Source organism: Variovorax gossypii (assembly GCF_003965815.1).
In the GTDB taxonomy this organism is placed as follows: domain Bacteria; phylum Pseudomonadota; class Gammaproteobacteria; order Burkholderiales; family Burkholderiaceae_C; genus Variovorax; species Variovorax gossypii.
Genome location: NZ_RXOE01000004.1, coordinates 161,516 through 184,555 on the forward strand (window position 1 = coordinate 161,516; position 23,040 = coordinate 184,555).

Below are 23,040 nucleotides of genomic sequence, written 5' to 3' on the forward strand. Positions count from 1 at the left end.
TGATGGTCAGCATGCTTAGTCCCGCTCCTCTAAAGAGACAATCATGCCCGAGGGGCATGGCGCAACGCGGCCATCGCAGTGCAGCAGAACAGCCTCACCGACGACTGGTGCGGTGCTGGAGCGCCGTTGCCAAGTAGCGGCTCCCGCTGCGACCGCCACCAAGAGCCTCTTCTCGAAAACGAATGATATGGACAAGGCCGGTAATGCCCGCCATAGTGCACGCACCAAAATCACTGTAGCCGCAATGGAATCGGAATCAGACAGTCCCGTCCATCATCAGCAGCGCTCGGCTTTCATTAGGAATCTTGTCCAAAGATCGTCGGTACCGCAGGCCACTAGGTCTGACGCGCGATGCGTTCCCAGTTCCATTGTGCAATTCTGGGACGACCTCGCTAAATTACCCGAAGACGTTCGGGAGTGCATTGCCACCTGGTCCAGGTGGAAAACTAGTGGCTTCGTCCATCGTGTGTTCGACACCGAAAGTGCGGCACAGTTTATCGGTCGCTCTTTCGGCCCGGATCACGCGCGCGCGTTCACACGCTGCTACCACCCCGCGATGCAGGCTGACTATTTTCGACTGTGCTACTTGTTCGTCGAAGGCGGGATGTATGTCGATGCGGATGATGTGTGCATGGCGAGAGATATCTCGAGCTTGTTTGATGGGAGTAGTCTGAAAGTGCAGCCACTCTGCTATGACATCGAATCCGACTCGATGGTGAGTCCAAGAGACTTTCTGCAAGCAGGCGCAAACGACGACGGTTGGATTTTCTACTTCAACAACAATCCGCTAGTTGCTTGTCCAAGAGATCCGATCATAAGGCGCGCACTTGAGCGGGCGACTCAGCTCTTGAACGACGCTGCGGATGGTGAGCTCCCTGAAATCCAGTCCACTACAGGTCCGGGCAACCTTTCGAGGGCAGTTTTCGAGTTGGGAGCGGCATCAGAAGGCAACGATCAGATTCAGGTGTTGAAAGGCTGGGATTCCATCGCTGTCTCGCGGTGGCCACTGAGCTACCGCAGGGATACGAGGAATTGGCGTCTTTCAAACGGCAAAAGTTTTCACGCCGCGTGCAGAAGTTTCAATGAATCTATTTGAGCCACTGGGGATCGCACGGCGACTACTTCATTCACTATTTCTACGCGCACGCACATTTCTGCCAACGCAGAAGTCGATGGCATTCGCCGCCGAAAGCGGTCAAATCGCAGACATCTACGTGATCAATCTGGACCGACAGCCCGAGCGCTTGGCGGCGGTAATGCATGAGTTACATCGGATTGTCGACGCCGCAGGTCAACCTTTGTCCCAGCGGCTTATTCGGCACGCGGCATGCGACGCCCGGGCCGCCCCAGCAGGCATGCTGAAAAGCCCAGACATCGATCCTTACTACACACTCGCCGATCAGTTGTTCGTCGAACCACAGCCGCACATGTTGCCTGCAAGTTTTGATCTGAATCGGCCGATCCGAATGAGCGATGCAGAGATCGCTGTCGCCCAGTCGCATATTGATGTTTGGAGGAAGATCGCAAGCTCGGACGCACCGTATGGACTGGTTCTGGAAGACGACGTCTGGTTCGAACGGGGATTCGGGCGGCTAGTCGACGTGGCCTGGCGAGAAATGCAGGCAGCTGATCAGGCCGATCCTTCCTTTGACGTGCTTTACTTGTCGTACAAGGAGGTCAGGCATGGCGCCCCAAAGACCCCCCTTTCGCCGAACGTCTTCCGTCCCGAGCGGGGGCTTTGGTATTTGTCCGGATGCGTGCTTTCCAAGCGTGGTGCGCAACGACTCCTTTCGCTTCTTCCGTGTCGCGGACCGGTCGATCTGTGGATCAACCAACAGTTCCATTTGATGGACGTGCGCGCCGTGCGCCGCTCCGTCATCGCCCAACGGCTCGACCTGCAGTCGACGAACTCCTATTCAATCTTGCCTGCGCTGACTCAGATCGGGATCCTCAACGATACGACTCCCGGCACGTTTCACCAGCGCCCCACCGAGTCTCCCGTATTTGCGTTTGGTGCTCAGAACTCCGGCCTGTCGTCGCTGGCAATGGCGTTGTCGATGCTCGGCTATCGCTGCTGCAGCGACTTAGACGACCTGCCTCACTCGGAACTGGACCGGCTGCTCAACGGGCGGCGCGGTCGCATATTCGACGCTTACGTCAATGTCGCCTCGCTCGCACCGCACCTTGCGAGGCTTAGGGAACGATATCCAGGCGCCAGGTTCATCGTGCTCGGCGAGCTCAACCAACAGGCCGCCCGAACTTCAGAACTTCTCACCGTGATTGGGAAGGGCGTGCTGCACCTAGACGAGCTCGCCGGAGACTGGCCTGCCCTTTGTGAGTATCTCCGCCTCGCACCGCCTATCGCTCGCTATCCCTCCATTCCCGACCGCGGTTACCGCACGCACCGACGCACTGCAATCAATAGCACTGCACCAGCGAAAAGACTTCGACACGATGTGTCACCGTGGGTGGCACCGGAGCGACGCGAGTGGCGAGGGATCGACACGGAGCCTGTAGAGTTACCGGCACAGTCGGCGATCGTATTGACGCGTTTCGATGATGATCTGGTCGACCTCAGCACTTCGCGTTGGGTGCTTCGCGACGACACATTTCCTGGAAACCTGGCCCTGTTTCGCCCTGCGAACGTCCGAGCGGGCCCGGCCGGCGGTGTTGAACTGCGGGTTGAGCAGGCTCCGCTCGGCGTTCGGAATTTGAGCGCGGCGGCAGTCTCCAGCCGTGACCGCTTCCTGTTCGGTCGCTTCGAGGTAACCCTGCAAGCTACGGACGTCCCGGGTCTGGTCACCGGCTTCTTCCTGCATCGGGATTCACCTAGACAAGAGATCGATGTGGAGATCACTGGCGACCGCCCGGATCGAATGCTGGCGAACGTGTTTTACAACCCAGGTTCAGACGGCGCGAAGTTCGATTACGGCTACCGTGGGACACCCATTTGCATCGACCTAGGGTTCGACGCTTCAAAAGCGTTGCATACCTACACGATCGACTGGGAGCCCAATGAAATCCGCTGGCTTGTTGATGGCCAGATCGTCCATCGACGCGTACTTTGGGACCCAACGCCTATTCCGGACTTGCCGATGACGCTGCACGTGAACACGTGGCCAACCCGTTCCCGCGAGCTAGCTGGCCAGCTGGTGCTCGGCATACTCCCGGCAACAGCGCGCGTTCGGAGAATCAGCGTTAACGCAATTCACGGGGACGATATCCCGCAACCAATCCCACCCACGCTCAGGTCAGAGCCTGTATCACCGGTGGCATTGGCCTGAATGCATAGGCTGTAGCAGTTGTCGCCGAGCTGATTAGATGTGTCCGCTTCTTGGCTTGCAGCGGCCCCTCCACCGTCATACTCCGAATGGCGGCAATCGCTGCATTGCAGCCCTTCAGGTATGCCCGCTCCAGACTGATTTGAGGCGTTCGCCGCTGGGGCCTCCGCGACTGCTCCCGCCAAGAGCGGTCCGCAGCAACAGGGCGGCCTCGCTGTCGGATCGCGCGCGTAAACCGGCCATCTTGTGGTGTCGCCCGTGCACACACCGTCCGAGTGTCGGCTGCGCGAGCGCGCGACCGTCGCAATCGAAGAGTCGGCCGCTTGCGCAACGTAACATCCGGCGCCACACTGGGCAGAGGAGTCCAAACTATGAGGCGCGCCGTCTATTACCCCCACACGCAGATCAGGAACGAGAACTTTCTCAAGACATCCCTGCTGCTCTGGGATCAGGTTGACTTTGTCTCGCCGGTAAAAGAATTCTTCTTCGACGACGCACCGAGGATCGAACTGGAAGCGCTCGATTTGCTGTGTCACGCCCACGTACCGAGCCAACAAGAGAAGGAACTGGTGCACGCGAGAGTGGTCGAATTGCTTCGACGCCCGCTGCCCGACTGGCTGGTGACGACGCAAGTCCCGGAGTCTGTCGTCAAAGGCCGCAAGATCCGTGAGTTCGCTACAGGCTACGGCATGTACCCTGAGAAGCTGGCCCACAAGACTTGGCGCTTGCTGGAAGCTGCGAGCCTAGTGCGACTGCAAGGCCCCGATGAGGACTACTACGCCCGGCCATTGATCGGCTTTTTGCTGATGTCGCTGCTGGCAGACGCCTGCGCCGGCGACGCGAAGGGCAAGATCACTGATAGGTCCGACGCCTATGAATTTATGGGGAAGATGATTGCAGCTGAGCGGCCCACCCCCCCGACCAACATCGACTCAGGTCAGCTGAGCGCTGCTCAGGCCGGCTTGGTCAGTCTGGCCGTCAACACGGTGCGAACCGACGGCATTCCATTGGAGAACATCGTCGCCATGAGGAAGCGCGAGGAAGGATCTGCCGGGCACCACTACCGAAAATTTCGGCAGAACCTCGCGGCCAAGATTGAAGCTTCCACGGAACGCGCTTTGGCGGCGCCAGCGCCGGAAGATCGCCGGGACATCGCTGCTGATTTCGAACGCGAGATGCGCGACGACCTTGCCTTTCTCAAGGAGGAACTTGGGATGGCCAAGCGCGAAGTGCTCTTCTCCAAAGAGATGGTCGCGCTCTACAGCCTCGGCAGCCTCGGCAGCCTCGGCAGCCTCGCCGGAGACATCACTGCCTGGGTGGGTGCGGGGGTTGGCGCGGTTCAAGCTACCGGTAAGTTCTCAAAGGCATACGCCGAAACGCTCGGAAAGCACGCCATTTCATACCTCTACGTCGGCGAGCACCCCACTCTGCGCAACATTCCTTTTGGCCCGCTTGCCTAGCGGCCCCGCTTCAACGTTAGGCTCCATGAAGACGGACTTCAGCGACCCACTTGCATTCTTGCGACATCTCGCTGAACAGGCCGTCGTCGATGACATCGGCCTACTTCGAGCCGTGGCGCGTTGCCTCGCACCCGAAGATGCAGCAACGCTCCTTCGGGATGAGGCCACGAGGACCTCAAGCCTGCGAGATGCCCTGCTTCGAAAGGTTGTCGAAGATGCGGAAGCGGGGGTTCGGCGTGAACATCACACTCTTGTCCGTCAGTTGCTGAGGGCAGTTGAATCCGCCGACGGACGCACTAGCCAAATTCTTGCCTACTCGCTTTCTTCGCTCTGCCCGACTCTCCCTCGAAAAAAGCGGCGTTTGGTCCAAGAAGCATTCGTTCGCTCTCGTTTCGTTGGCATTCGACGTCGAGGTTACAGGCTGATTGGCAAAGACAAGGTGCCTGATTTGTCGATCATCGTGGCCGCATGGCGTGAGTGGGGAGATCCAGAGTGTGCGTGGCTCCTAGTAAAGCTGCTGCCTGCTGCGGATCTGGCATCTATGAAGTCGGAACTGCTGCCGTCCCTCGACCAAGGCTGGATGCTCTCAAGACTCTTCCTTAGACTTGCAGAGCTAGACGCCGACTTTCCAGACGAGTTGGAACGTCTGGACAGCGTCTCATACTGCTATGTGTTGGCAAAGCTCGGCCGCACGATCCCGAACGAGAAGGCTATGAGCATCGTCGAGCAGAGCGCCGGCGACGAACGCTTTGGGCTACTGGTTTGGTCGATAGGCAAGATGGGGCTCTGGGAAGTGCTCGTCGCTATACAGCAGCGCCTGCCAGAACTTGAGGAACGACGATTCGCCGCGTTGATGCAGCATGACGCTTAGCCTACATCAGCAGCCGATGGCCTCGGCCACGGCTGCTCGTCGAGCAAACCCTGCGACGGTGCGCAGTATCGTGATGTCCAACTGGCATTTCGAATGGAGCGGCTTCGCCATCCGACAACGTCAACATTGAGCGGCAGCTTGAGGCAAACCACTCAAAATGGTCGACCGGCCGCTCAAGATCAGTTGTGTGAGTTCAGAGGCGCGGGAAGCAGACGTCCGCTGAGGCCGGAGTCAATTTGGCCCGCGTGACCAAAACGAACGGCAGGTACAGCCCGCAGACCGGTCAGACAAAGCATGACCCGGCCCGCTCCTCGATGACCGGAACTCGCTGAGAACCGGTCGGACGACGCCTCGCGCCGACCGACCGAGATCGCTGCAAAGCGGAAAGCCGCGAAGAGGGCCGAAGTTCCACAGCAAGCGCCAAGCCACCTTCAGAGACTCGGCGCCCTGAGCCCGGTCACCCAGCCGGACTCACCTCCTGATAAAGCGCCACCGCCTCCCGCGCCAAATCCGAAGCAATCCAAAGCAGATTCTCCCGATGCGCCTCCCCCGCCTCCTGGAACCATCCATCCCCGGCGCCGTAAAAGCACCAGAGCAGCGAGTTCAACTGCTCCAGCTTGTTCTCCAGAAGACCGGACGGGTCCCGTGTCGTGGTCGCGTCCGCGGATGCCGGCTTTGCAGGCCCGGCCATAATTCGTTTAGCCATTTGGTGTGCTCTCTTTCCAAAGTTCTGCACGTCACTTGGTTAGACGGCTGAGGTGTTCGCGCACCTTGGCCGTCGCCTTTTGTGCCTCACGTTCGCGTCGATGCAAGTCGCACCAACAGCCCGCCGCAAGGCAATGCGGTTCACTCAAGAGAAGTCTTTGTGTGCTCTGCCCTCCATGCCCACTTGGTGGGTCGTTCAACCACAGGGGCATTCACTGTATAGAAGACCAGCCCCGCGCAGAAATAACTTTCTGCCCAGAATTTCTCGATTCCTTCGAGTAATCGCGAGGCCGCAGCGCCAGTACACAAAGCGCTGACAGTCGCTGGGTCAATCAGCGAAAAAGAGGCTGCAGAAGCGGCTGAATCAACTCACGAATCGCGCCCGAATTCGCGCGCATGTTCCACCGCGTACTTGATGAGCTCCGCCTGCCCCTCGATGCCCAGCCGGCGCTTGATGCTCTGCCGGTGCGCCTCCACCGTGCGCACGCTCAGGCCCAGTTCGCGCGCGATCTGCTTGCTCGATTCGCCCCGGCCCAGCGCCGAAAGAATCTCGCTCTCGCGCGGCGTGAGCAGCGGCCTCGGCTCCTGCGTGCGAAACAGTTTTTTCGACACAGCCGGGCTCAGGAATGTGCCGCCGGCCGACACGGCCTCTATGGCCGCGACGATCTCGGCCGCGGGCGCGTCTTTCAGCACGTAGCCGCGCGCGCCCACCTGCAAGGCCTTCTGCACGTACTCGGGGTTGTCGTACATGCTGAGCATCACGATGTGCGTCGCGCTCTGGCGCTGCAGCAGCACTTCCGCGAGCTCGATGCCGTTCATGTCCTTCATGCCGACGTCCATCAGCATGAGGTCGGGCCGCACGCTGTCGACCAGCTCCAGTGCCTCGGCGGCGCTGCCGGCCTCGCCGACGATCTCCAGATTGGGCATGGAGCCGAGCCGGGCGCGCAGGCCGTCGCGCACCAGCGGGTGGTCGTCGACAAGAAAGAGCCGGATGGTCTTGGCGGTGGTCATGCTCTGGCGCCTGATGCGGGCGCGTGTGCCTGCTGTTTCTGTTCGGCCGCTGCTGCCCTCGCGCTGCGTGCTGGCACCTCGGCCTCGATGGAGGTGCGCCCGGCGTTGCTGCACATGGTGAGCCGCCCGCCGATGGCCTCCATGCGCTCGCGCATGTTGCGCAGGCCGATGCCGCGCCTCGGGTCGAGCTGCACGGCCTCGATGTCGAAGCCGGTGCCGTCGTCGCTCACTTCGAGCCGCACGCCTTCTTCTTCGTCGAAGTTCAGCGCAATGTGCACATGCTGGGCGTTCGCGTGCTTGCGCACATTGGTCAGCGCCTCCTGCGTGAGGCGGAAGAGCGCGGTCTTCACCTCGGGCTGCAGCTCGAAGGACTCGCCGCCGATCATCATCGAGGCATCGACGCCGCCGCCCTCTTCCCTGAACTCGTCGACCAGCCGCTCCAGCGCGGCGGGCAGGCCCAGGGTGTCGAGCAAGGCGGGGCGCAGCCGGTGCGAGATGCGGCGCACCTCTATCAGCGAATCGTTGAGCCGCTGCAGCGCCTTCACCAGCGCGGGCGGCGTGGGCTGCTGCTGGCGGTCGAGCGACTCCACGGCCGATTCGATCAGCAGCTTGGCCGACACCAGCGTCTGGCTGGTGCCGTCGTGCAGTTCGCGCGCGAGGTGGCCGCGCTCTTCTTCCTGCGACTGCACCACGCGCCGCGCGAGCAGGCGCAGCTTGGCTTCCGCCGTACGGTGCTCGCTGAGGTTGAGCAGCAGGCCGGCGGCGCTGACCACGCCGAGGCACAGCGCGGCAATGCCGGCTATCCACAGCAGCGTGGCGGTGACGTTGGCGTTCACCTGCCGGTCGAGGGTGTCCATGGTGGTCTGGATGTCGTCGAGGTACAGGCCGGTGCCGACCATCCAGTTCCAGCGCGGCATGGCGGTCACGTAGCCGAGCTTGGGCGCCAGCTGCGCGCTCGAGGGCTTGCGCCATTCGTACTCGACGTAGCCGCCGCCGTTCTCTTTCGCGCCCTTGATCAGCTCCTGGATGGTGTAGCGGCCATGCGAGTCGCGCAGCTCCCAGAGGTTCTGCCCGACCAGCTCGGGCTGGCGCGAGTGCATGAGGGACTTGCCCTCCAGGTCGTACACGAAGAAGTAGCCGTCGTCGCCGTAGTTGAGCGCGGCCAGCCGGCGCAGGGCCTCGTTGCGGGTGGCCTCGTCGTCCTGGCCCGATTCGTACAGCGGCATCAGGTTGCTGACGGCCAGGTCCACGTAGCTGCGCAGCTCGCTGCGGCGCTGGGCCATGTAGCTGTTCTCGATGAGGGCACGCTCGCGCTGGGCGAGGTCGTTCTCCTGGTGGCGCACCGCAAGGGCCACCAGCACCAGCGCCAGGAGCAGCGGTGCGACGGCGAGCGCAACGATCTTGGTGCGGAGGTTCATCGGGTGGCAAGGCTACCACCGCGCCTGGAGGCCGCCGGGCCGGGTCAGCCGCCGACGGCAGCAGGCACCGATGCCCGCCTGAACTCCGTCGCGTAGTAGAGCAGCGCCACCAGCACATACCCGCCACCCAGCAGGCACAACCCGCCCCATCCGTGGAAGGCATACACGGCGGCCGCGATGCCCGAGGCCACCGCCGCGCAGATGAAGATGAAGGTCATGAACAGCCCGTTGATGCGGCCGCGCAACTCGGGCGCAAGCATGAACAGGCTGCGGAAGTTGAGCACCTGGCACAGCTGCACGGCGCCGTCGAGCAGGATGCCGGCCGCGACCAGCCCGGCCAGCGAGTGGTAGTGCATGGAGACGGCGCCCAGCACGAACGAGAGCAGCGCGACGACGATGGCCCAGCCGGTGGCGGCCCGAGTCCAGCCCCTGTCGGCCAGCCGGCCCGCCACGGGCGCGAGCAATGCGCCTGCCGCACCCGCCAGTGCGAACAGCGCGATGCCGCCCTGCCCCATGCCGAACTCGTGCACCAGCGCCAGCGGCACGGCCGTCCAGAAGGCCTGGAAGCCGGAGAACATCATTCCCTGGTAGAGGCTGCGCCTGCGCAGCAGCGGCGTGTTCCACACGATGCCGGGCAGCGAGGCCATGGTGCGCGCATAGCCCACCGAGGCATGCGGGTGCCGCCGGGGCAGCACGCGCCACAGCACGGCGATGAGCGAGGACATCAGCACGGCCGACAGGCCGAACACCGCGCGCCAGCCCAGCGCAGAGGCCACCACGCTGGCGAAGGGCCGAGCCAGCATGATCCCGCCCAGCAGCCCGGCCATGATGTTGCCGACCACCTTGCCGCGCGTGGCCTCGGGCGCGAGGTGCGAAGCAAAAGGCAGCAGCACCTGTGCCGCGACGGCGCACGTGCCCACCACGAATGAAGCCGCCAGGAAGGTAACGGCCGAGCCCGAGAGCGCAATGCCGACCAGCCCGATCACCGCGCCGAACAGCGCGCCGAGGATCAGCCTGCGGTTCTCGACCACGTCGGCCAGCGGCACCAGCAGCAGCAGGCCGGCGCCGTAGCCGAGCTGGGTGAGCGTCATGATGAGCCCGGCCAGGCCGGCGTGCAGCTGCAGCGTGTCGGAGATGGGGCCGATCAGCGGCTGGGCGTAGTAGATGTTGGCTACGCAAAGGCCGCAGGCGACGGCGAATACGAGCGTGAGCGCGGGCGTGAGCCCCGGGGCGGAAGGATGGGCAGCGTGGGCCGCAGGGGCCGTGGAGGATGAAGAGGACACGGAGGAATCCCGGTTGCCGGTTGCGAGAAGGCTGGATTCAGGGTTAACCCGAAGGCCGGGCACCTTAGCACGCGCAGCCGGTTTCTGCTGGCGTGGGCCTTGTGCAGGCCCTCGGGACAACTACGCCTCAGTCGACCGTGGTCGGCCTGCCCGAGGCCACCCAGGCATCGAGCCCGCCCGTCAGCGGCAAGGCCCGCCGCGCACCGCGCGCCAGCAGCACGCGCGCGGCCTGTGCGGCCGACACCTCGTTGGGGCAGTTGCAGTACAGCACCACCACCCGACCGTTGGCATGCGACAGGTCGAGGCTGCGCTGCTGCAGCGCCTTGAGCGTGTAGGCCTGCGCCCCCGGAATGCGGCGCGGGTCGACCTGCACGCCGGCCTTGCCACGCACGTCGATCACCAGCGGAGGCTCCTCGCCGCTCAGCAGCTCGTGCAGCTCTTCTACCGAGATGCGCGGCATGCCCGTGAGCCGCATGAAGGCGCGCCGGCGCCAGTAGCGCACCGCCAGGATCACCAGCAGCACCACGGCCAGCGCGGCGGTGGCGACGCCGCCGGCCTGCGCCATGATGGCCAGTACTTCCTGGATCTGGTTGCGGAACACCCAGCCCAGCCCGAGGAAGAGCCCGGTCCAGACCAGCGCCGCGCCAATGTCGAAGCCGATGAAGCGCCGCACCGACATGCCCAGCGCCCCGGCCATCGGCGGTGCCACCACCGACACGCCCGGCACGAACTTGGCGGCCACGAGCGAGAGCCCGCCCCAGTCGGAGATCAGCGATTCGCCGCGCCGCACGCAGGAGTCGGGTGAAAGGGAGATGCGGCACAGCAGCCGCATGAAGCGGTAGCCGAAGCGCCGCCCGGCATAGAACCACGCCCCGTCGCCCAGCAGGTTGGCGATGACGGCCGCCAGCACCACGCCGGCCACCGAGACATCGCCCGCCGCGAGCAGCGCGCCCGTGAGCACCAGCACCGCCGCCGCCGGCACCGGCAGCCCCAGCCGCGCGGCGAAGCTGGCGGCGAAAACCACCAGGATCGCGTTCTGCACGAGCAGGGACATCAGTTGCGCCATGGCTGCCCTTGTGGCCCGGATGCGGGCGGAATCTGCGGAGGTTGCGTGCTGTTCATGCCGGCAGCGATTCTCGGGCATGGCCCAAGAACGTACCGGGCACAGGCCATTGGCGGATGGCTCCAGCCGGCATCAACCAGCGTCACCCGGCGGTTTTTTCGGGGGTGCGAGACACGCTGAAGCCGAAGGTATTCAGGCCCCCTTCGCTCGACGCGCTGACCTGCCCGCCATGCATGCTCGCCACGGCCTTCACGATGGCCAGCCCCAGCCCGTGGCCGTGGTGCTCGCCGCCGTCGTTGCGCGCCTCGTCGACACGGTAGAACCGGTCGAACAGGTGCTGCAGATGCTGCCCGTCGATGGGCGCACCGGGGTTCGAAACCGTGATCCAGGTCGCCGCGCCCTCCTCGCGCAGCGTGACGGTGATACGCGCGCCCGGCTTCGAATGCTCGATGGCGTTCTGCAGCAGGTTCGACATGGCGCGGCGGAACAGCGCGCTCTCCAGCCGAGCCTCGGCCAGCACATCGCCCTCGATGACGACCTGCGCGCGCGTCTCGTCGAGCACGAACTCGAAGAACTCGATGGTCTTGCGCACCTCCTGCGCCACCGGCGTGAGCACCAGCCCTGTCGCCACCTCGCCGCGGTCGGCCCGCGCGAGGAACAGCATGTCGTTGACGATGGAGCGCACCCGCTCCAGGTCTTCGAGGTTGGCCTGCAGCACCTCCTGGAACTCGCCCGCGCTGCGCTGGCGCGAGAGCGCCACCTGGGTGCTGCCGATGAGGTTGGCCAGCGGCGTGCGCAACTCGTGCGCCACGTCGGCGTTGAACGATTCGAGCTGGCCGTAGGCTTCTTCCAGCCGGCTCAGCGCGCCGTTGAAGGCCTCGGCCAGCGCCGAGAGTTCTACCGGTAGAGGCTCCGCGCGCAGCCGCTGCGACAGCGTCTTGGGCCGCAGCGCCTGCGCCTCCTTCGACAGCCGCTCCAGCGGCCGCAGCCCGACCCGCGCGATCCAGTAGCCCGCGAAGGCCACCACCAGCACCGCGCCCAGCCCGAACGCGACCAGCGCGCTCAAAAAGGCCTGGCGCGTGCGCGCATAGGGCTCGGTGTTGCGCCCGACGATCAGGCGCACGGCCGGGCGCTGCTCGAAGGGATCGATGTGAACCGATAACGTGCGGAACGGCCGCTCCTGCCCCGGCAGCTCGACGACGCTGGTGTGGCCGTTGGCCTCGCGCGTGAGACCGTCGATCTCGGCCAGGCCCTTGCCGTACTGGAAGCGCGGATCGTCGCTGAGCACCCAGAAGCGCACGCTGCCGTCTTCGGGCGTGAGCGCGTCCATGCGCGCCTGCACGCGCGACCAGCGCTCGGGGCTGCCGATGGCCTTGATCCAGAACTGCAGGCTCTTGAGCGTGGTGTCGAGCTCCTCGTATTGATGCCGCTCCAGCTCGCGCGCCAGCACGTTGTGCAACGCGAAGCCGGCCAGCGCGAAGGTCGCGAGCGCCACGGCCGCGAACATGATCACCAGCCGCGCGGTGATGGAGCGCTTCACGGCGCCACGCCCTCCCCGCCGCTCTCGCGTACCTCCATCACGTAGCCCATGCCGCGGATGGTGTGCAGCAGCTTCGGGCTGAAGGGCACGTCGATCTTGTCGCGCAGCCGCTTGATGGCCACCTCGACCACGTTGGTGTTGCTGTCGAAGTTCATGTCCCACACCAGCTCGGCGATGGCGGTCTTCGAGAGGATCTCGCCCTGACGGCGCGCCAGCACCGCGAGCAAAGCGAACTCCTTGGCCGTGAGGTCGATGCGGGTGCTGCCCCCACCACTGCCACGAAAAGCCTTGCGCGCCAGCAGGTCGATCTGCAGGTCGGCAATGCGAAGCTGCATCGGCTCCTGCTTGCGGCCGCGCCGGTTCAGCGCCTGCAGCCGCGCCAGCAGTTCGAGGAAGGAAAAAGGCTTGACGAGGTAGTCGTCGGCCCCTTCGTGCAGGCCCTTGATGCGGTCTTCGACGCGGTCGCGCGCAGTGAGCATGATGACCGGCGTCTGCTTCACGGCGCGCAGCGCGCGCAGCACCGAGAAGCCGTCCTGGCCCGGCAGCATCACGTCGAGCACGATCACGTCGTACTCGTGCGTGAGCGCTAAATGCTGGCCGTCGATTCCGTTGTGTGCCATGTCGACGGCGCAGCCCTGCTCGGTCAGCCCCTTGGAGAGGTAGTCCGCGGTTCTCAGTTCGTCTTCGACTATCAGGATCTTCATGGCGCTTTCTGCCTTCTTGTCTTCGTCTCCACCCCTTCCGGCATCAGCCAGCATCAACCGGCATCAACCCGCGTTCATCCGTGCACCTCGGCAGGCACGGGAGCCTTGCCTTCCTTCGCGGCCTTGCGGGCCTTGCGCGCTTCCTTGCGTCGCATGTACCAGTAGTGGGCGCGGTCGAGGTACAGGTAGACCACGGGCGTCGTGAACAGGGTGAGCGCCTGCGAGAGTATCAGCCCGCCGACCATCGCGTAGCCCAGCGGCCGGCGCAGCTCGGAGCCCGAGCCGTGGCCCAGCATCAGCGGCAGGCCCGAGAGCAGAGCGCACATGGTGGTCATCATGATCGGGCGGAAGCGCAGCAGGCAGGCCTGGTAGATGGCGTCGTGCGGCGTCATGCCCTGCTCGCGCTCGGCCTTGAGCGCGAAGTCGATCATCATGATGCCGTTCTTCTTCACGATGCCGATGAGCAGGATGATGCCGATCAGCGCAATCACGCTCAGGTCGTAGCCGCCCGCCATCAGTATCAGCAGCGCGCCCACGCCGGCCGAGGGCAGCGTCGAGAGAATGGTTAGCGGGTGGATGTAGCTCTCGTACAGCAGGCCCAGCACGATGTACACCGCCACCAGCGCCGCTGCGATCAGGTAGGGCTGCGTGGCCAGCGAGTCTTGAAACGCCTGCGCCGTGCCCTGGAACGAGCCGGTGAGCGACTGCGGCAGCCCCATGTCTGCCTGGGCCTTGTTGATGGCGTTCACCGCGTCGCCCAGCGCATGGCCCGGCGCGAGGTTGAACGAGATGGTCACGGCCGGAAACTGGCCCTGGTGGCTGATCGACAGGTAGGCGGTCTTGCTGGTGTCCACCTTCACGAAGGTCGACAGCGGCACCTGCTGGCCGGTGATGGGCGAGTTGAGATACAGCTTGCTGAAGAGCGCCGGGTCCTGCTGCAGCGCGGGCGTTACTTCGAGCACCACGTGGTAGCTGTTGAGCTGGGTGAAGTACTGCGCCACCTGGCGCTGGCCGATGGCGTCGTACAGCGTGGCATCGATGGTGGCCGGCGAGATGCCGAAGCTCGATGCGCGGTCGCGGTCGATGGTGAGCACGGCAGAGGCCGCGGCGTTCTGCTGGTCGGTGGCCAGGTCGGTGAGCTCGGGCAGCTGCTTGAAGCGCTCCAGCAGCTTGGGCGCCCAGGTGTTGAGCTCGTCGAGGTTGGCATCGGTCACCGTGTACTGGTACTGCGTGCGCGAGGCCCGACCGCCCACGCGGATGTCCTGGCCCGCCTGCAGGAAGAGGTTCACGCCCTGCACCTTGGCCAGCTGCGGGCGCAGGCGCGTGATGATCTCGTCGGCGGTGGCGGTGCGGCCTTCGTCCTTCGGCTTCAGGCTGATGAAGAAGTTGCCGGTGTTGTAGGTGGACGAACTGCCGTTCATGCCGAAGCCGGTCACGTCCGGGTCCTTGCGCACCACGTCGGCCAGCTCGATCATGCGGGCGTTCATCGAGGCGAAGGAGGCGTCCTGTGCCGACTCGGCGAAGCCCGAGATGAAGCCCGTGTCCTGCTGCGGGAAGAAGCCCTTGGGAATGAACACGAAGAGCACGCCCGTGGCCGCTACCGTGGCGATGAAGGTCATGAGCGTGATGAACTGGTGGTCGAGCACCACGTGCAGCCCGCGCTTGTAGGCGCCGAGCATGGCGTCGAAGCCGCGCTCGAACAACTGGTAGAGCCGCCCGTGCTTGCTGCCGTGCTCGTTCTTCAGAAAGCGCGAGCACAGCATGGGCGTGAGCGTGAGCGAGATCACCACGCTCACCACGATGGTGAGCGTGACCGTCACCGCGAACTCGCGAAAGAGCCGCCCCACGATGCCGCCCATGAGCAGCAGCGGAATGAACACCGCCACCAGCGACACCGAGATCGAGATGATGGTGAAACCGATCTCGCCCGCCCCCTTGTACGCGGCCTCGACCGCCGACATGCCCTCTTCCACGTAGCGGTAGATGTTCTCCAGCATCACGATGGCGTCGTCCACCACGAAGCCGACCGCGATGGTCAGCGCCATGAGCGACAGGTTGTCGAGGCTGTAGCCCAGCAGGTACATCACCGCCACCGTGCCCAGCAGCGCGAGCGGCACCGTCACGCTGGGAATGAGCGTGGCCGGCACGTTGCGCAGGAACACGTAGATCACGCCCACCACCAGCGCGATGGTCAGCAGCAGCGTGAACTCCACGTCCTTCACCGAGGCACGGATGGTCTGCGTGCGGTCGATGATGGCGTTGACGTCCACCGTCGGCGGGATCGAAGCCTTCAGCCGTGGCAGCGCGGCGTTGATGCGGTCCACCGTCTCGATGACGTTGGCGCCCGGCTGCTTGGTGATGGCGAGCACGATGGAGCGGCCGTTCTGCACGGTGCTGCCCTCGGGCGCGGCGGCACCGGCATAGGCCCAGCCGGCGATCTTGGCGTTCTCGGGGCCGTCGACTGCCACGCCCAGGTCGCTCACGCGGATGGGCGCGCCGTTGCGGTAGGCCAGCACCACGTCGTTCCAGGGCTTGGCCTTCAGCAGCTGGTCGTTGGTATAGACGGTGAAGCTCTGGTTGGGCCCGTCGATGGTGCCCTTGGGCGCGTTGACGGTGGCCGAGGCGAGCACGGTGCGCACGTCTTCCAGGCTCAGGCCCAGCGCGGCGAGCTTGGCCGGGTCGACCTGGATGCGCACCGCCGGCTTCTGCACGCCGCCGATGTTGACCAGGCCCACGCCCGAGATCTGCGATATCTGCTGCGCGAGGATGTTGTCGGCGTAGTCGTTCACCTCGGTGAGCGGCAGCGTCTTCGACTGCACCGAGAGAATGAGGATGGGCGCGTCGGCCGGGTTCACCTTGCGGAAGGTCGGCGGGCTCGGCAGGTTGGCGGGCAGCTGGCCGGTCGATGCATTGATGGCGGCCTGCACGTCGAGCGCGGCGGCGTCGATGCTGCGGTCGAGGTCGAACTGCAGCGTGATCTGGGTGGAGCCGAGGCCGCTGGTCGAGGTCATCTGCGACAGCCCCGCGATCAGCGAGAACTGCCGCTCCAGCGGCTGGGCCACGTTGGAGGCCATGGTCTCCGGGCTGGCACCCGGCAGGTTGGCCGAGACCTGGATCGTCGGAAAGTCGACCTGCGGCAGCGGCGCCACCGGCAGCAGCGGAAAAACCGCCGCGCCGACCAGCAGGATGGCCAGCGCCAGCAGCGTGGTGCCAATGGGGCGCTTGATGAATGCGGCGGAGATGCTCAATTGCTGCTCCCGCTGCTGGTGGCGACCTTCGCCGCATCCTTCACGGCGTCCTTGACGGCACTCTTCGCGGCCGGCGGCGGCTCGACGATGGTGGCGCCGGGCTTGAGCTTGTACTGGCCGTCGACCACCACGCGCTGGCCGGCCTCCAGGCCCTTGTCGATCACGGCCGTGCCGTCGGCGATCTGCACCACGTGCACCGGCACGTTGGCGACCTTGTTCTCGGCGTCTACAGCCCAGACGTAGGTGCTGTCCTGGCCGCGCTGCACGGCGGCTGCGGGCAGCGTGAGCGAATCGGCCCTGCGGTCGAGCTGCAGCCGCACGTTGACGTACTGGCCCGGCCACAGCGTGTGCTGCGGGTTGGTGAAGCTGCCCTTGAGCTGCACGGTGCCGCTGGTGGTGTCGATCTGGTTGTTCAGCAATATCAGCTTGCCGGTGCCCAGCATCTGCGTGCCGCTGCGGTCGTAGGCCACCACCGAGAGCGGCTGGCTGCTTTGCTGCTGCACGCGGTTGATGTCCTGCACCGCGTCCTCGGGCAGCGTGAACTGCACGGCGATGGGGTCGATCTGGTTGATGACGACCAGCCCGTTGGTGTCGGCCGCATGCACGATGTTGCCCGGGTCCACCAGCCGCGCACCCACGCGACCGTTCATCGGAGAAGTGATGCGCGTGAAGCTCAGTTGCACCTCGGCGTACTGCACCTGGGCCGCGTCGTTCTGCACCGCCGCTTCGAGCTGGTTGACGAGGGCCTTCTGCGTGTCAACCTGCTGCTGCGTGGCCGCGTCCTGCGCGATCAAGGTGGTGTAGCGCTTGAGGTCGGCGCGGGCGTTCGTCAGCGTGGCCTGGTCCTTTGCCCTGGTGGCCTGTGCCTGCGCGAGCTGGGCCTGCAGCGTGCGCGGGTCGAGCTGGGCGAGCAGTTGGCCGGCCTTCACGTCCTGCCCCTCGACGAAGCCGATCTTGTCGAGCTGGCCGTCGATGCGCGCCTTGACGGTGACGGTGGCCATCGAGGCAACGGTGCCGATGCCGGAGCGGTAGACCTGCACGGTCTGGGTGGCGACGCGTGCGGTGGTCACCTGAACGGGCGGCGTCTTCGGTGCGTCGGGCTTGGCGGCGTTGGCCGCGTGATGGGTGAGCGCCCAGGCGCCGCCGCCGAGCACAAGCACGAGCGCGGAGGCCGCGAGCCAGGTGGATCGGCGTTGGTACAGGGGGTGCGTCGTGGTGGTGTCTGGGGTCGTCATGGCATCAATTCCCGGAAGTCGTTGTGGCGGCGTTCCAGCCGCCGCCCGTGGCCGCGATCAGCGAGACGCTGGCGGCCAGCTGGCGGCCGAGCACCTGCGCGGCCGTGCGCTGGTTGGTGAGCGAGAGCGTCTGCGCCGTCACCACGCTGAGGTAGGTGGCGGTGCCGGCGCGGTACTGGCTCAGCGCCATGCGCTCGGCGAGCTGCGCGGCGCGCACGGCGTCGGCCTGCAGCGCGGATTCGTTGTCGAGCACGCGCAGGGTGGCGAGGTTGTCTTCCACCTGCTGGAAGCCCGCGAGCACGGTCTGCTTGTATTGCGCGACGGAGACGTCGTAGGCGGCCACGGCCTGGTCGGTGTGGGCCTTGCGCAGGCCGCCATCGAACACGGTCTGCGCCAGCGCAGCGCCCAGCGACCACACCCGGCTGGGCGTGTTGAACAGCGTGCCCAAGGTGGCTGCGCTGAAGCCGCCGCTGGCGCTGAGCACGATCTGCGGGTAGTAGGCGGCCTTGGCCACGCCGATGTTGGCGTTGGCCGCCTGCACGCGACGCTCGGCGCCGGCGATGTCGGGGCGGCGCTCCAGCAGCTCTGAAGGCAGGCCGGCGGGCGTGACCGGCAGCTTCACGTGCAGCGCAGCGGCCGAGGAAAGCGACTCGGCCGTGGGCGCCTGCGACGAAGTCTCGAGCGGCGGCAGCGAGAACGACGCGGGCGCCTGTCCGGTCAGCACCGCGATGGCGTGCTCCAGCTGGCTGCGCTGCGCGTCGAGATCGACGGCCTGGGCCTGCGCGGTCTTGAGCTGGCTCTCGGCCAGCGCCACGTCGGAGCGCAGCACGGTGCCGGCCGCGTACTGGTGCTGCGTGAGCTCGAGAGCCTTGGCGTAGGCGGCGGTGGTGCTGGCGTACAGGTCGCGCTGCAGGTCGATCACGCGGATCTGCAGATAGTCCTGCGCCAGCGTGGTCTGGATGCTGAGCCGCGCGCCGGCGAGGTCGTCGGCGCTGGCCTGCTGGCTCGCGTTGCCGGCCTCGACAGAGCGACGCACCGCGCCCCAGATGTCGGGCTCCCAGCTCGCGGCAAGGCCGAGGGTGTCGGTGGTGCCGAGCTTGAGGGTGCCGGTGCTGTTGCTCTGGGCGCGGGTGGCGCCGGCGTTGAGGCCGACGGTCGGGAAGAAGCCGGCACGCGCCGCCGCGGTGATGGCCTGTGCCTCGCGGTACTGGGCCTCGGCGACGCGGATGTTCTGGTTGGCCGCGTTGGCTTGAACAATCAGCGAGCTGAGCGTGCTGTCGCCGTAAGCCTCCCACCAGGGGTGGTCGGCGTCGATGGTCTGCGGTGCGGCGGTCTTCCAGGGGCCGCCGGTTTCCTTGAAGGCGGCGGGCACGTCCACCTGCGGGCGGACGTAGTCGGGGCCGACGGCGCAGCCCGCGAGTAGCGCGACGGCCAGCGCCAGGGCCGTGCGCGAAAGAAGAGATGCGTCTGGTAGGGCCATGATGAGGGCACTCTAGGCACCCCCATCAAACCCCTCGCTGTCGACTAACTGACAGTTCTGACAGTTTCGGCTCTCCCCCAGGCTGCGCGCACTTCGTGTCGCTTCGCCCACCCCCTTCCGGGGGCAACACCTGCGGCCCGGCGAAGCCGGTTCCACGGTGTTCCTGGTTTTCCTCCCTCCCCCGCTGGGGGAGGGTCGGGGTGGGGGCACGACGGCGCCAACTTGAGCACGGCGCTTGTTCGAAGGCCTGCCCCCATCCCGGCCTTCCCCCAGCGGGGGAAGGAGAAGAGCCGTTCAGCGCGGGGCGTCGCCCTTGCGGTACTCGGCGGTCAGCTCGTCCAGCTTCTGCTTGAGCGCCGGATCGAGCTTGTATTCGGCGGCCGCGATGGTCGCCTCGAGCTGGTCGGGGCGGCTGGCACCGAGCAGCGGCGCGGTGATGAGCGGGTTCGCCATCACCCAGGCCACCGCCAGCGTGGCCAGCGGCACGCCGGCTTCGTCCGCCAGCTTGTGCAGCTGCGTCACGGTGTTGAAGCTGCGCTCGTTCCAGTAGCGGTCCTGGTACATGCCGCCGGCGGTGCCGAGCGTGAAGCGGGTGTTTTCCTCAGGCTTGCCGCCGGGCTTGTACTTGCCGGTGAGCAGGCCGCCGGCCAGCGGGTTGTAGGGGATCACGCCCAGCCCCTCTTCCGCCGCCAGCGGCAGCAGCTCGCGCTCGATCTCGCGGAACAGCAGGCTGTAGCGCGGCTGCACCGACACGTAGCGCGTGAGCCGCAGCAGGTCGGACTTGCCCAGCGCACGGGCGAGGCGGTAGGCCAGGAAGTTCGACACGCCGATGTAGCGCGCGCGGCCCGACTTCACGATGGTGTCGAGCGCCTCCAGGCTTTCTTCCAGCGGCGTCTCGCGGTCGTCCATGTGCAGCTGGTACAGGTCGACGTGGTCGGTCTTCAGCCGCTTGAGCGAGGCGTCGATGGCGTCGAGCAGGTGCTTGCGCGAGGCGCCCTGGTCCCAGCTGTTGGGGCCGACCTTGTTGACCGCCTTGGTCGCCAGCACGAAGCGGCGGCGGCCCGAGGGGCCCTGCTTCTCGAGCCAGTTGCCGATGATTTCCTCGGTGCGCCCTGCCGTCTCGATGGTGCCGCCCAGCGGATACACGTCGGCGGTGTCGAGGAAGTTGATGCCGCCTTCGGCTGCCTTGTCGAGGATCTGGTGCGACACGGCCTCGTCGGTCTGCAGGCCGAAGGTCATGGTGCCGAGGGCGAGGCGGGAGACGGTGAGGCCGGTGCGGCCCAGGCGGGTGGTGGGAAGGCTCATGGTGTTCGGTTCTCGCTCGGGAGGGAAGGAGATGGGATGAGGGATGGGGTGGAGGGGGCGGCGGCCATCATAGGCACGACCGCGCGACCCTGCAGGCGAGCGAGGTTTCAGGTGCCTTCGGCGTGCACACCGGGCGCGCCGCGCTCGACCGAGAAGCGGGCCATGGTGCCGACCGGCGAATCGGCCGTCCTCTCGTCTTCCACCGCACGGAACTCGACCGCGGCGCCGCGCGCATCGAGCGTCATCAGCGCGTAGCCGCGCTTGTCGGCCCGGCCGTAGCGCAGCTGCGGGTTCTTCGCGAGCATGTTCGCCACGCTGGCGGCGCTCGGCCCTTCGGAAGTGATGGCGCCGCCGACGAATTCGGTCGCGACCAGCGGTCCCTGTCGCGCATCGCCGCGCCGAAGGTCGGCCGCCCAGAAGGCGTGCACGTCGCCGCTGGCCACCAGCGCGTTGCCGCCGCGTGCCTTGTGTTCGGCCAGCGCGTCGAGCAGGCGCGCGCGGGCTGCGGCGTAACCGTCCCAGCCGTCCATCCAGTAGCCGTGCTCGGGGCCGCGCTTGCGGTCGGCCTCGGCGAGCAGCGTGGGCTGGGCGACGACGGTCCAGCGCGCGGGCGGCGCGGCGAGTTCGCGCGCCAGCCAGGCCTCCTGCTGCGCGCCGAAGAGGCTGCGCTCGGGCGCGAGCCGGTCGGCGCAGTCGGCCAATGGCGAGGCGCTGCGCCCCGCGAGGCAGACATGATGCGAGCGGTACTGGCGCCCGTCGGTCAGCAGCAGGTCGAGCATGCGGCCGAAGCGGTGGCGGCCGTAGATGAGGGCATCGGCGCCGCGCGGGCGCATGCTGGCGGGCACGGGCATGTGCTCGTACCAGGCCTGGTAGGCAGCCGCGCGGATCGCAAGAAACTGCGCGGGGTCTGCCGTGCGTGGCGACACGTCGTTCGTGTAGTCGTTGGCGACCTCGTGGTCGTCCCAGGTCACGAGCCAGGGGAAGGCGGCGTGCGCGGCCTGCAGCTGCGCATCGGCCTTGTAGAGCGCGTAGCGGTCGCGGAACTCGGCAAGCTGCGTTGGAATTCCGCCCTCGTGGCGCCGCACCTGATGCGAGTTGCGGGAGCTTTCGTAGATGTAGTCGCCCAGGTGCACCACGAAGTCGAGAGGCTGCGCGGCCATGTCGCGGTAGGCGGCGTAGCGGCCCTGCTCGTAGTGCTGGCAGGAGGCGAAGGCGAAGCGCAGCGGCTTCGCGGACTCGTCGGTATCGGCCGGCGCGGTGCGCGTGCGGCCGGCGGGGCTGCGTGCGCCGCCGGCGGTGAACCGGTACCAGTACCAGCGGCCCGGGGAAAGGCCTGCCACCTCGACGTGCACCGAGTGGGCGAATTCGGCCGTGGCCGTGGCCGTGCCTTTCGCCACCACGCGCCTGAAGCCTTCGTCGTCGGCGACTTCCCAGCGCACCTCTACCGGCGCATCGCCCATGCCACCGCCCTGCAGTGGCTCGGGCGCCAGCCGCGTCCAGAGAACGAAGCCGTCGGCTCGCGGAACGCCCGACGCCACGCCGAGCGTGAACGGGTCGCGCGATGTCGTCGTCGCCGGCTGCGCTTGCAGGCGCAGGAAAGGATGGCCCAGCGACGCGGCCGCCAGGCCGGTGCACAGCAAGCGCCTGCGCGAGACGGGAAAGCCGGTCATCCGCGTGCCGCCATGGCCAGGTCCGGCCTGTCGGTGGTGATCTGCCGGATGGGCATCGCGAGCCAGTGCGCGATCTCGTCGGGCTCGTTGATGACCCACGCGCCCAGACGCTCGGAGCCCAGCGCTCCGAGGCACTGCGACCACGTGGCGGCCAGCAGCTTCTTCTCGACGGCGACGATGCACCCGGGCAGCGCCGCATAGCGCGCCAGCGCGCGGCCGATGCCGCCCAGCATCTCGGCCGAGCGATGGTCCAGCGAAGCCAGCACGCGCGCGCCCGGCCAGCACTCGCGCACCTGCGCCAGCACCTCGGGCACGAAGCAGGTCAGGATGCTGCGCTCCTGCACGCCGGCGTCGTGCAGCGCCCGCACGATGCGTGCGACCGCGCCGGCAGGCAGCTCGCCGGCCGCGTCGGTCTTGATCTCCACGTGCAGCTCCATGCGCGTCGGCGCGAACAGCCGCAGCACCTGGATCAGCGAAGGCACGCATTCGCCCCTGTCCGCGCCGGGCCCGGCGGGATCGCCCTGCCCTTCGCGCAGCCGCGTGGCGAGCACCTCGGCGGCCATGCGCTCGCGCACCGGGCCGGAGCCTTCGGTAGTGCGGTCGAGCAGCGGGTCGTGGATGACCACGGCCGTGCCGTCGCGCGTTTCCTGCACGTCGAATTCGACCGCGTCGGCGCCCGATGCGATCAGGCGGCGAAAGCCGCTCAGGCTGTTCTCCGGCCAGAGGTTGCGAGCGCCACGGTGTCCCACGATGATCATTGCGGCAT

The 23,040-nt window shown here is 66.4% G+C and carries 17 protein-coding genes; 4 read left to right on the forward strand and 13 right to left on the reverse strand.

The genetic code is table 11. The features are described 5' to 3' along the window. Positions 1-244 precede the first annotated feature (244 nt). From EJP69_RS29505 to EJP69_RS17565, 4 genes are all read left to right on the forward strand, one after another. Positions 245-1,096 carry a glycosyltransferase family 32 protein gene (locus EJP69_RS29505; protein WP_338067641.1) on the forward strand — a complete coding sequence of 284 codons (852 nt, stop codon included), beginning with the start codon at positions 245-247 and terminating at the stop codon, positions 1,094-1,096. A gap of 76 nt (positions 1,097-1,172) precedes the next feature. Continuing rightward, positions 1,173-3,284 (forward strand): family 16 glycosylhydrolase, encoded by a 2,112-nt coding sequence (locus tag EJP69_RS17555; protein WP_170217151.1) that lies wholly within the window; start codon positions 1,173-1,175, stop codon positions 3,282-3,284. A 368-nt stretch (positions 3,285-3,652) separates the two neighbouring features. Then, positions 3,653-4,741, forward strand: coding sequence for a hypothetical protein (locus EJP69_RS17560; protein ID WP_126471773.1), 1,089 nt, complete (start codon positions 3,653-3,655; stop codon positions 4,739-4,741). Positions 4,742-4,766: 25 nt separating this feature from the next. Continuing rightward, positions 4,767-5,612: a hypothetical protein gene (locus EJP69_RS17565; RefSeq protein WP_126471775.1), complete on the forward strand. Its 846-nt coding sequence runs from the start codon at positions 4,767-4,769 to the stop codon at positions 5,610-5,612. 457 nt (positions 5,613-6,069) lie between these two features. Here the strand turns inward: EJP69_RS17565 and EJP69_RS17570 are convergent, their stop codons facing one another. From EJP69_RS17570 to EJP69_RS17630, 13 genes are all read right to left on the reverse strand, one after another. Beyond that, positions 6,070-6,318 carry a hypothetical protein gene (locus tag EJP69_RS17570; protein ID WP_240652187.1) on the reverse strand — a complete coding sequence of 83 codons (249 nt, stop codon included), beginning with the start codon at positions 6,316-6,318 and terminating at the stop codon, positions 6,070-6,072. A 368-nt stretch (positions 6,319-6,686) separates the two neighbouring features. After that, positions 6,687-7,328, reverse strand: a complete 642-nt coding sequence (locus EJP69_RS17575; protein WP_093197607.1) for a response regulator — start codon at positions 7,326-7,328, stop codon at positions 6,687-6,689. Further along, entirely contained in the window at positions 7,325-8,746 is a 1,422-nt protein-coding gene (locus tag EJP69_RS17580; RefSeq protein ID WP_126471777.1) for a cache domain-containing protein, read from the reverse strand. The genes EJP69_RS17575 and EJP69_RS17580 overlap by 4 nt, the downstream gene beginning before the upstream one ends. A 44-nt stretch (positions 8,747-8,790) precedes the next feature. After that, the gene (locus EJP69_RS17585; protein ID WP_126471779.1) at positions 8,791-10,029 is read right to left on the reverse strand and encodes an MFS transporter; all 1,239 of its coding nucleotides are present in this window, start codon (positions 10,027-10,029) and stop codon (positions 8,791-8,793) included. Between the two features lie 127 nt (positions 10,030-10,156). Further along, the gene (locus EJP69_RS17590; RefSeq protein WP_126471781.1) at positions 10,157-11,095 is read right to left on the reverse strand and encodes a VTT domain-containing protein; all 939 of its coding nucleotides are present in this window, start codon (positions 11,093-11,095) and stop codon (positions 10,157-10,159) included. Positions 11,096-11,234: 139 nt separating this feature from the next. Next, entirely contained in the window at positions 11,235-12,632 is a 1,398-nt protein-coding gene (locus EJP69_RS17595) for a heavy metal sensor histidine kinase (RefSeq protein WP_126471783.1), read from the reverse strand. Then, entirely contained in the window at positions 12,629-13,336 is a 708-nt protein-coding gene (locus EJP69_RS17600; RefSeq protein ID WP_126471785.1) for a heavy metal response regulator transcription factor, read from the reverse strand. The genes EJP69_RS17595 and EJP69_RS17600 overlap by 4 nt, the downstream gene beginning before the upstream one ends. Before the next feature lie 74 nt (positions 13,337-13,410). Beyond that, the gene (locus tag EJP69_RS17605; protein ID WP_126471787.1) at positions 13,411-16,584 is read right to left on the reverse strand and encodes an efflux RND transporter permease subunit; all 3,174 of its coding nucleotides are present in this window, start codon (positions 16,582-16,584) and stop codon (positions 13,411-13,413) included. Continuing rightward, positions 16,581-17,819 carry an efflux RND transporter periplasmic adaptor subunit gene (locus EJP69_RS17610; protein WP_126471789.1) on the reverse strand — a complete coding sequence of 413 codons (1,239 nt, stop codon included), beginning with the start codon at positions 17,817-17,819 and terminating at the stop codon, positions 16,581-16,583. Before EJP69_RS17610 ends, EJP69_RS17605 begins: the two co-directional genes overlap by 4 nt. Before the next feature lie 4 nt (positions 17,820-17,823). Beyond that, entirely contained in the window at positions 17,824-19,299 is a 1,476-nt protein-coding gene (locus EJP69_RS17615; RefSeq protein ID WP_126471791.1) for an efflux transporter outer membrane subunit, read from the reverse strand. Between the two features lie 294 nt (positions 19,300-19,593). After that, positions 19,594-20,604, reverse strand: a complete 1,011-nt coding sequence (locus EJP69_RS17620; protein ID WP_126471793.1) for an aldo/keto reductase — start codon at positions 20,602-20,604, stop codon at positions 19,594-19,596. Positions 20,605-20,711: 107 nt separating this feature from the next. Next, on the reverse strand, positions 20,712-22,274 hold the full coding sequence (locus EJP69_RS17625) for an alkaline phosphatase D family protein (RefSeq protein WP_126471795.1): 1,563 nt from the start codon (positions 22,272-22,274) through the stop codon (positions 20,712-20,714). Then, positions 22,271-23,032, reverse strand: a complete 762-nt coding sequence (locus EJP69_RS17630; RefSeq protein WP_126471797.1) for a glycerophosphodiester phosphodiesterase family protein — start codon at positions 23,030-23,032, stop codon at positions 22,271-22,273. Before EJP69_RS17630 ends, EJP69_RS17625 begins: the two co-directional genes overlap by 4 nt. Positions 23,033-23,040: the final 8 nt, after the last annotated feature.

Coding starts and splice junctions, on each gene's coding strand:
- EJP69_RS17610 (WP_126471789.1), bottom strand. CDS start 17,819: ATGACGACCCCAGACACCACCACGACGCACCCCCTGTACCAACGCCGA.
- EJP69_RS17575 (WP_093197607.1), bottom strand. CDS start 7,328: ATGACCACCGCCAAGACCATCCGGCTCTTTCTTGTCGACGACCACCCG.
- EJP69_RS17600 (WP_126471785.1), bottom strand. CDS start 13,336: ATGAAGATCCTGATAGTCGAAGACGAACTGAGAACCGCGGACTACCTC.
- EJP69_RS17630 (WP_126471797.1), bottom strand. CDS start 23,032: ATGATCATCGTGGGACACCGTGGCGCTCGCAACCTCTGGCCGGAGAAC.
- EJP69_RS17565 (WP_126471775.1), top strand. CDS start 4,767: ATGAAGACGGACTTCAGCGACCCACTTGCATTCTTGCGACATCTCGCT.
- EJP69_RS17620 (WP_126471793.1), bottom strand. CDS start 20,604: ATGAGCCTTCCCACCACCCGCCTGGGCCGCACCGGCCTCACCGTCTCC.
- EJP69_RS17625 (WP_126471795.1), bottom strand. CDS start 22,274: ATGACCGGCTTTCCCGTCTCGCGCAGGCGCTTGCTGTGCACCGGCCTG.
- EJP69_RS17590 (WP_126471781.1), bottom strand. CDS start 11,095: ATGGCGCAACTGATGTCCCTGCTCGTGCAGAACGCGATCCTGGTGGTT.
- EJP69_RS17615 (WP_126471791.1), bottom strand. CDS start 19,299: ATGGCCCTACCAGACGCATCTCTTCTTTCGCGCACGGCCCTGGCGCTG.
- EJP69_RS29505 (WP_338067641.1), top strand. CDS start 245: ATGGAATCGGAATCAGACAGTCCCGTCCATCATCAGCAGCGCTCGGCT.
- EJP69_RS17555 (WP_170217151.1), top strand. CDS start 1,173: ATGGCATTCGCCGCCGAAAGCGGTCAAATCGCAGACATCTACGTGATC.
- EJP69_RS17560 (WP_126471773.1), top strand. CDS start 3,653: ATGAGGCGCGCCGTCTATTACCCCCACACGCAGATCAGGAACGAGAAC.
- EJP69_RS17580 (WP_126471777.1), bottom strand. CDS start 8,746: ATGAACCTCCGCACCAAGATCGTTGCGCTCGCCGTCGCACCGCTGCTC.
- EJP69_RS17570 (WP_240652187.1), bottom strand. CDS start 6,318: ATGGCTAAACGAATTATGGCCGGGCCTGCAAAGCCGGCATCCGCGGAC.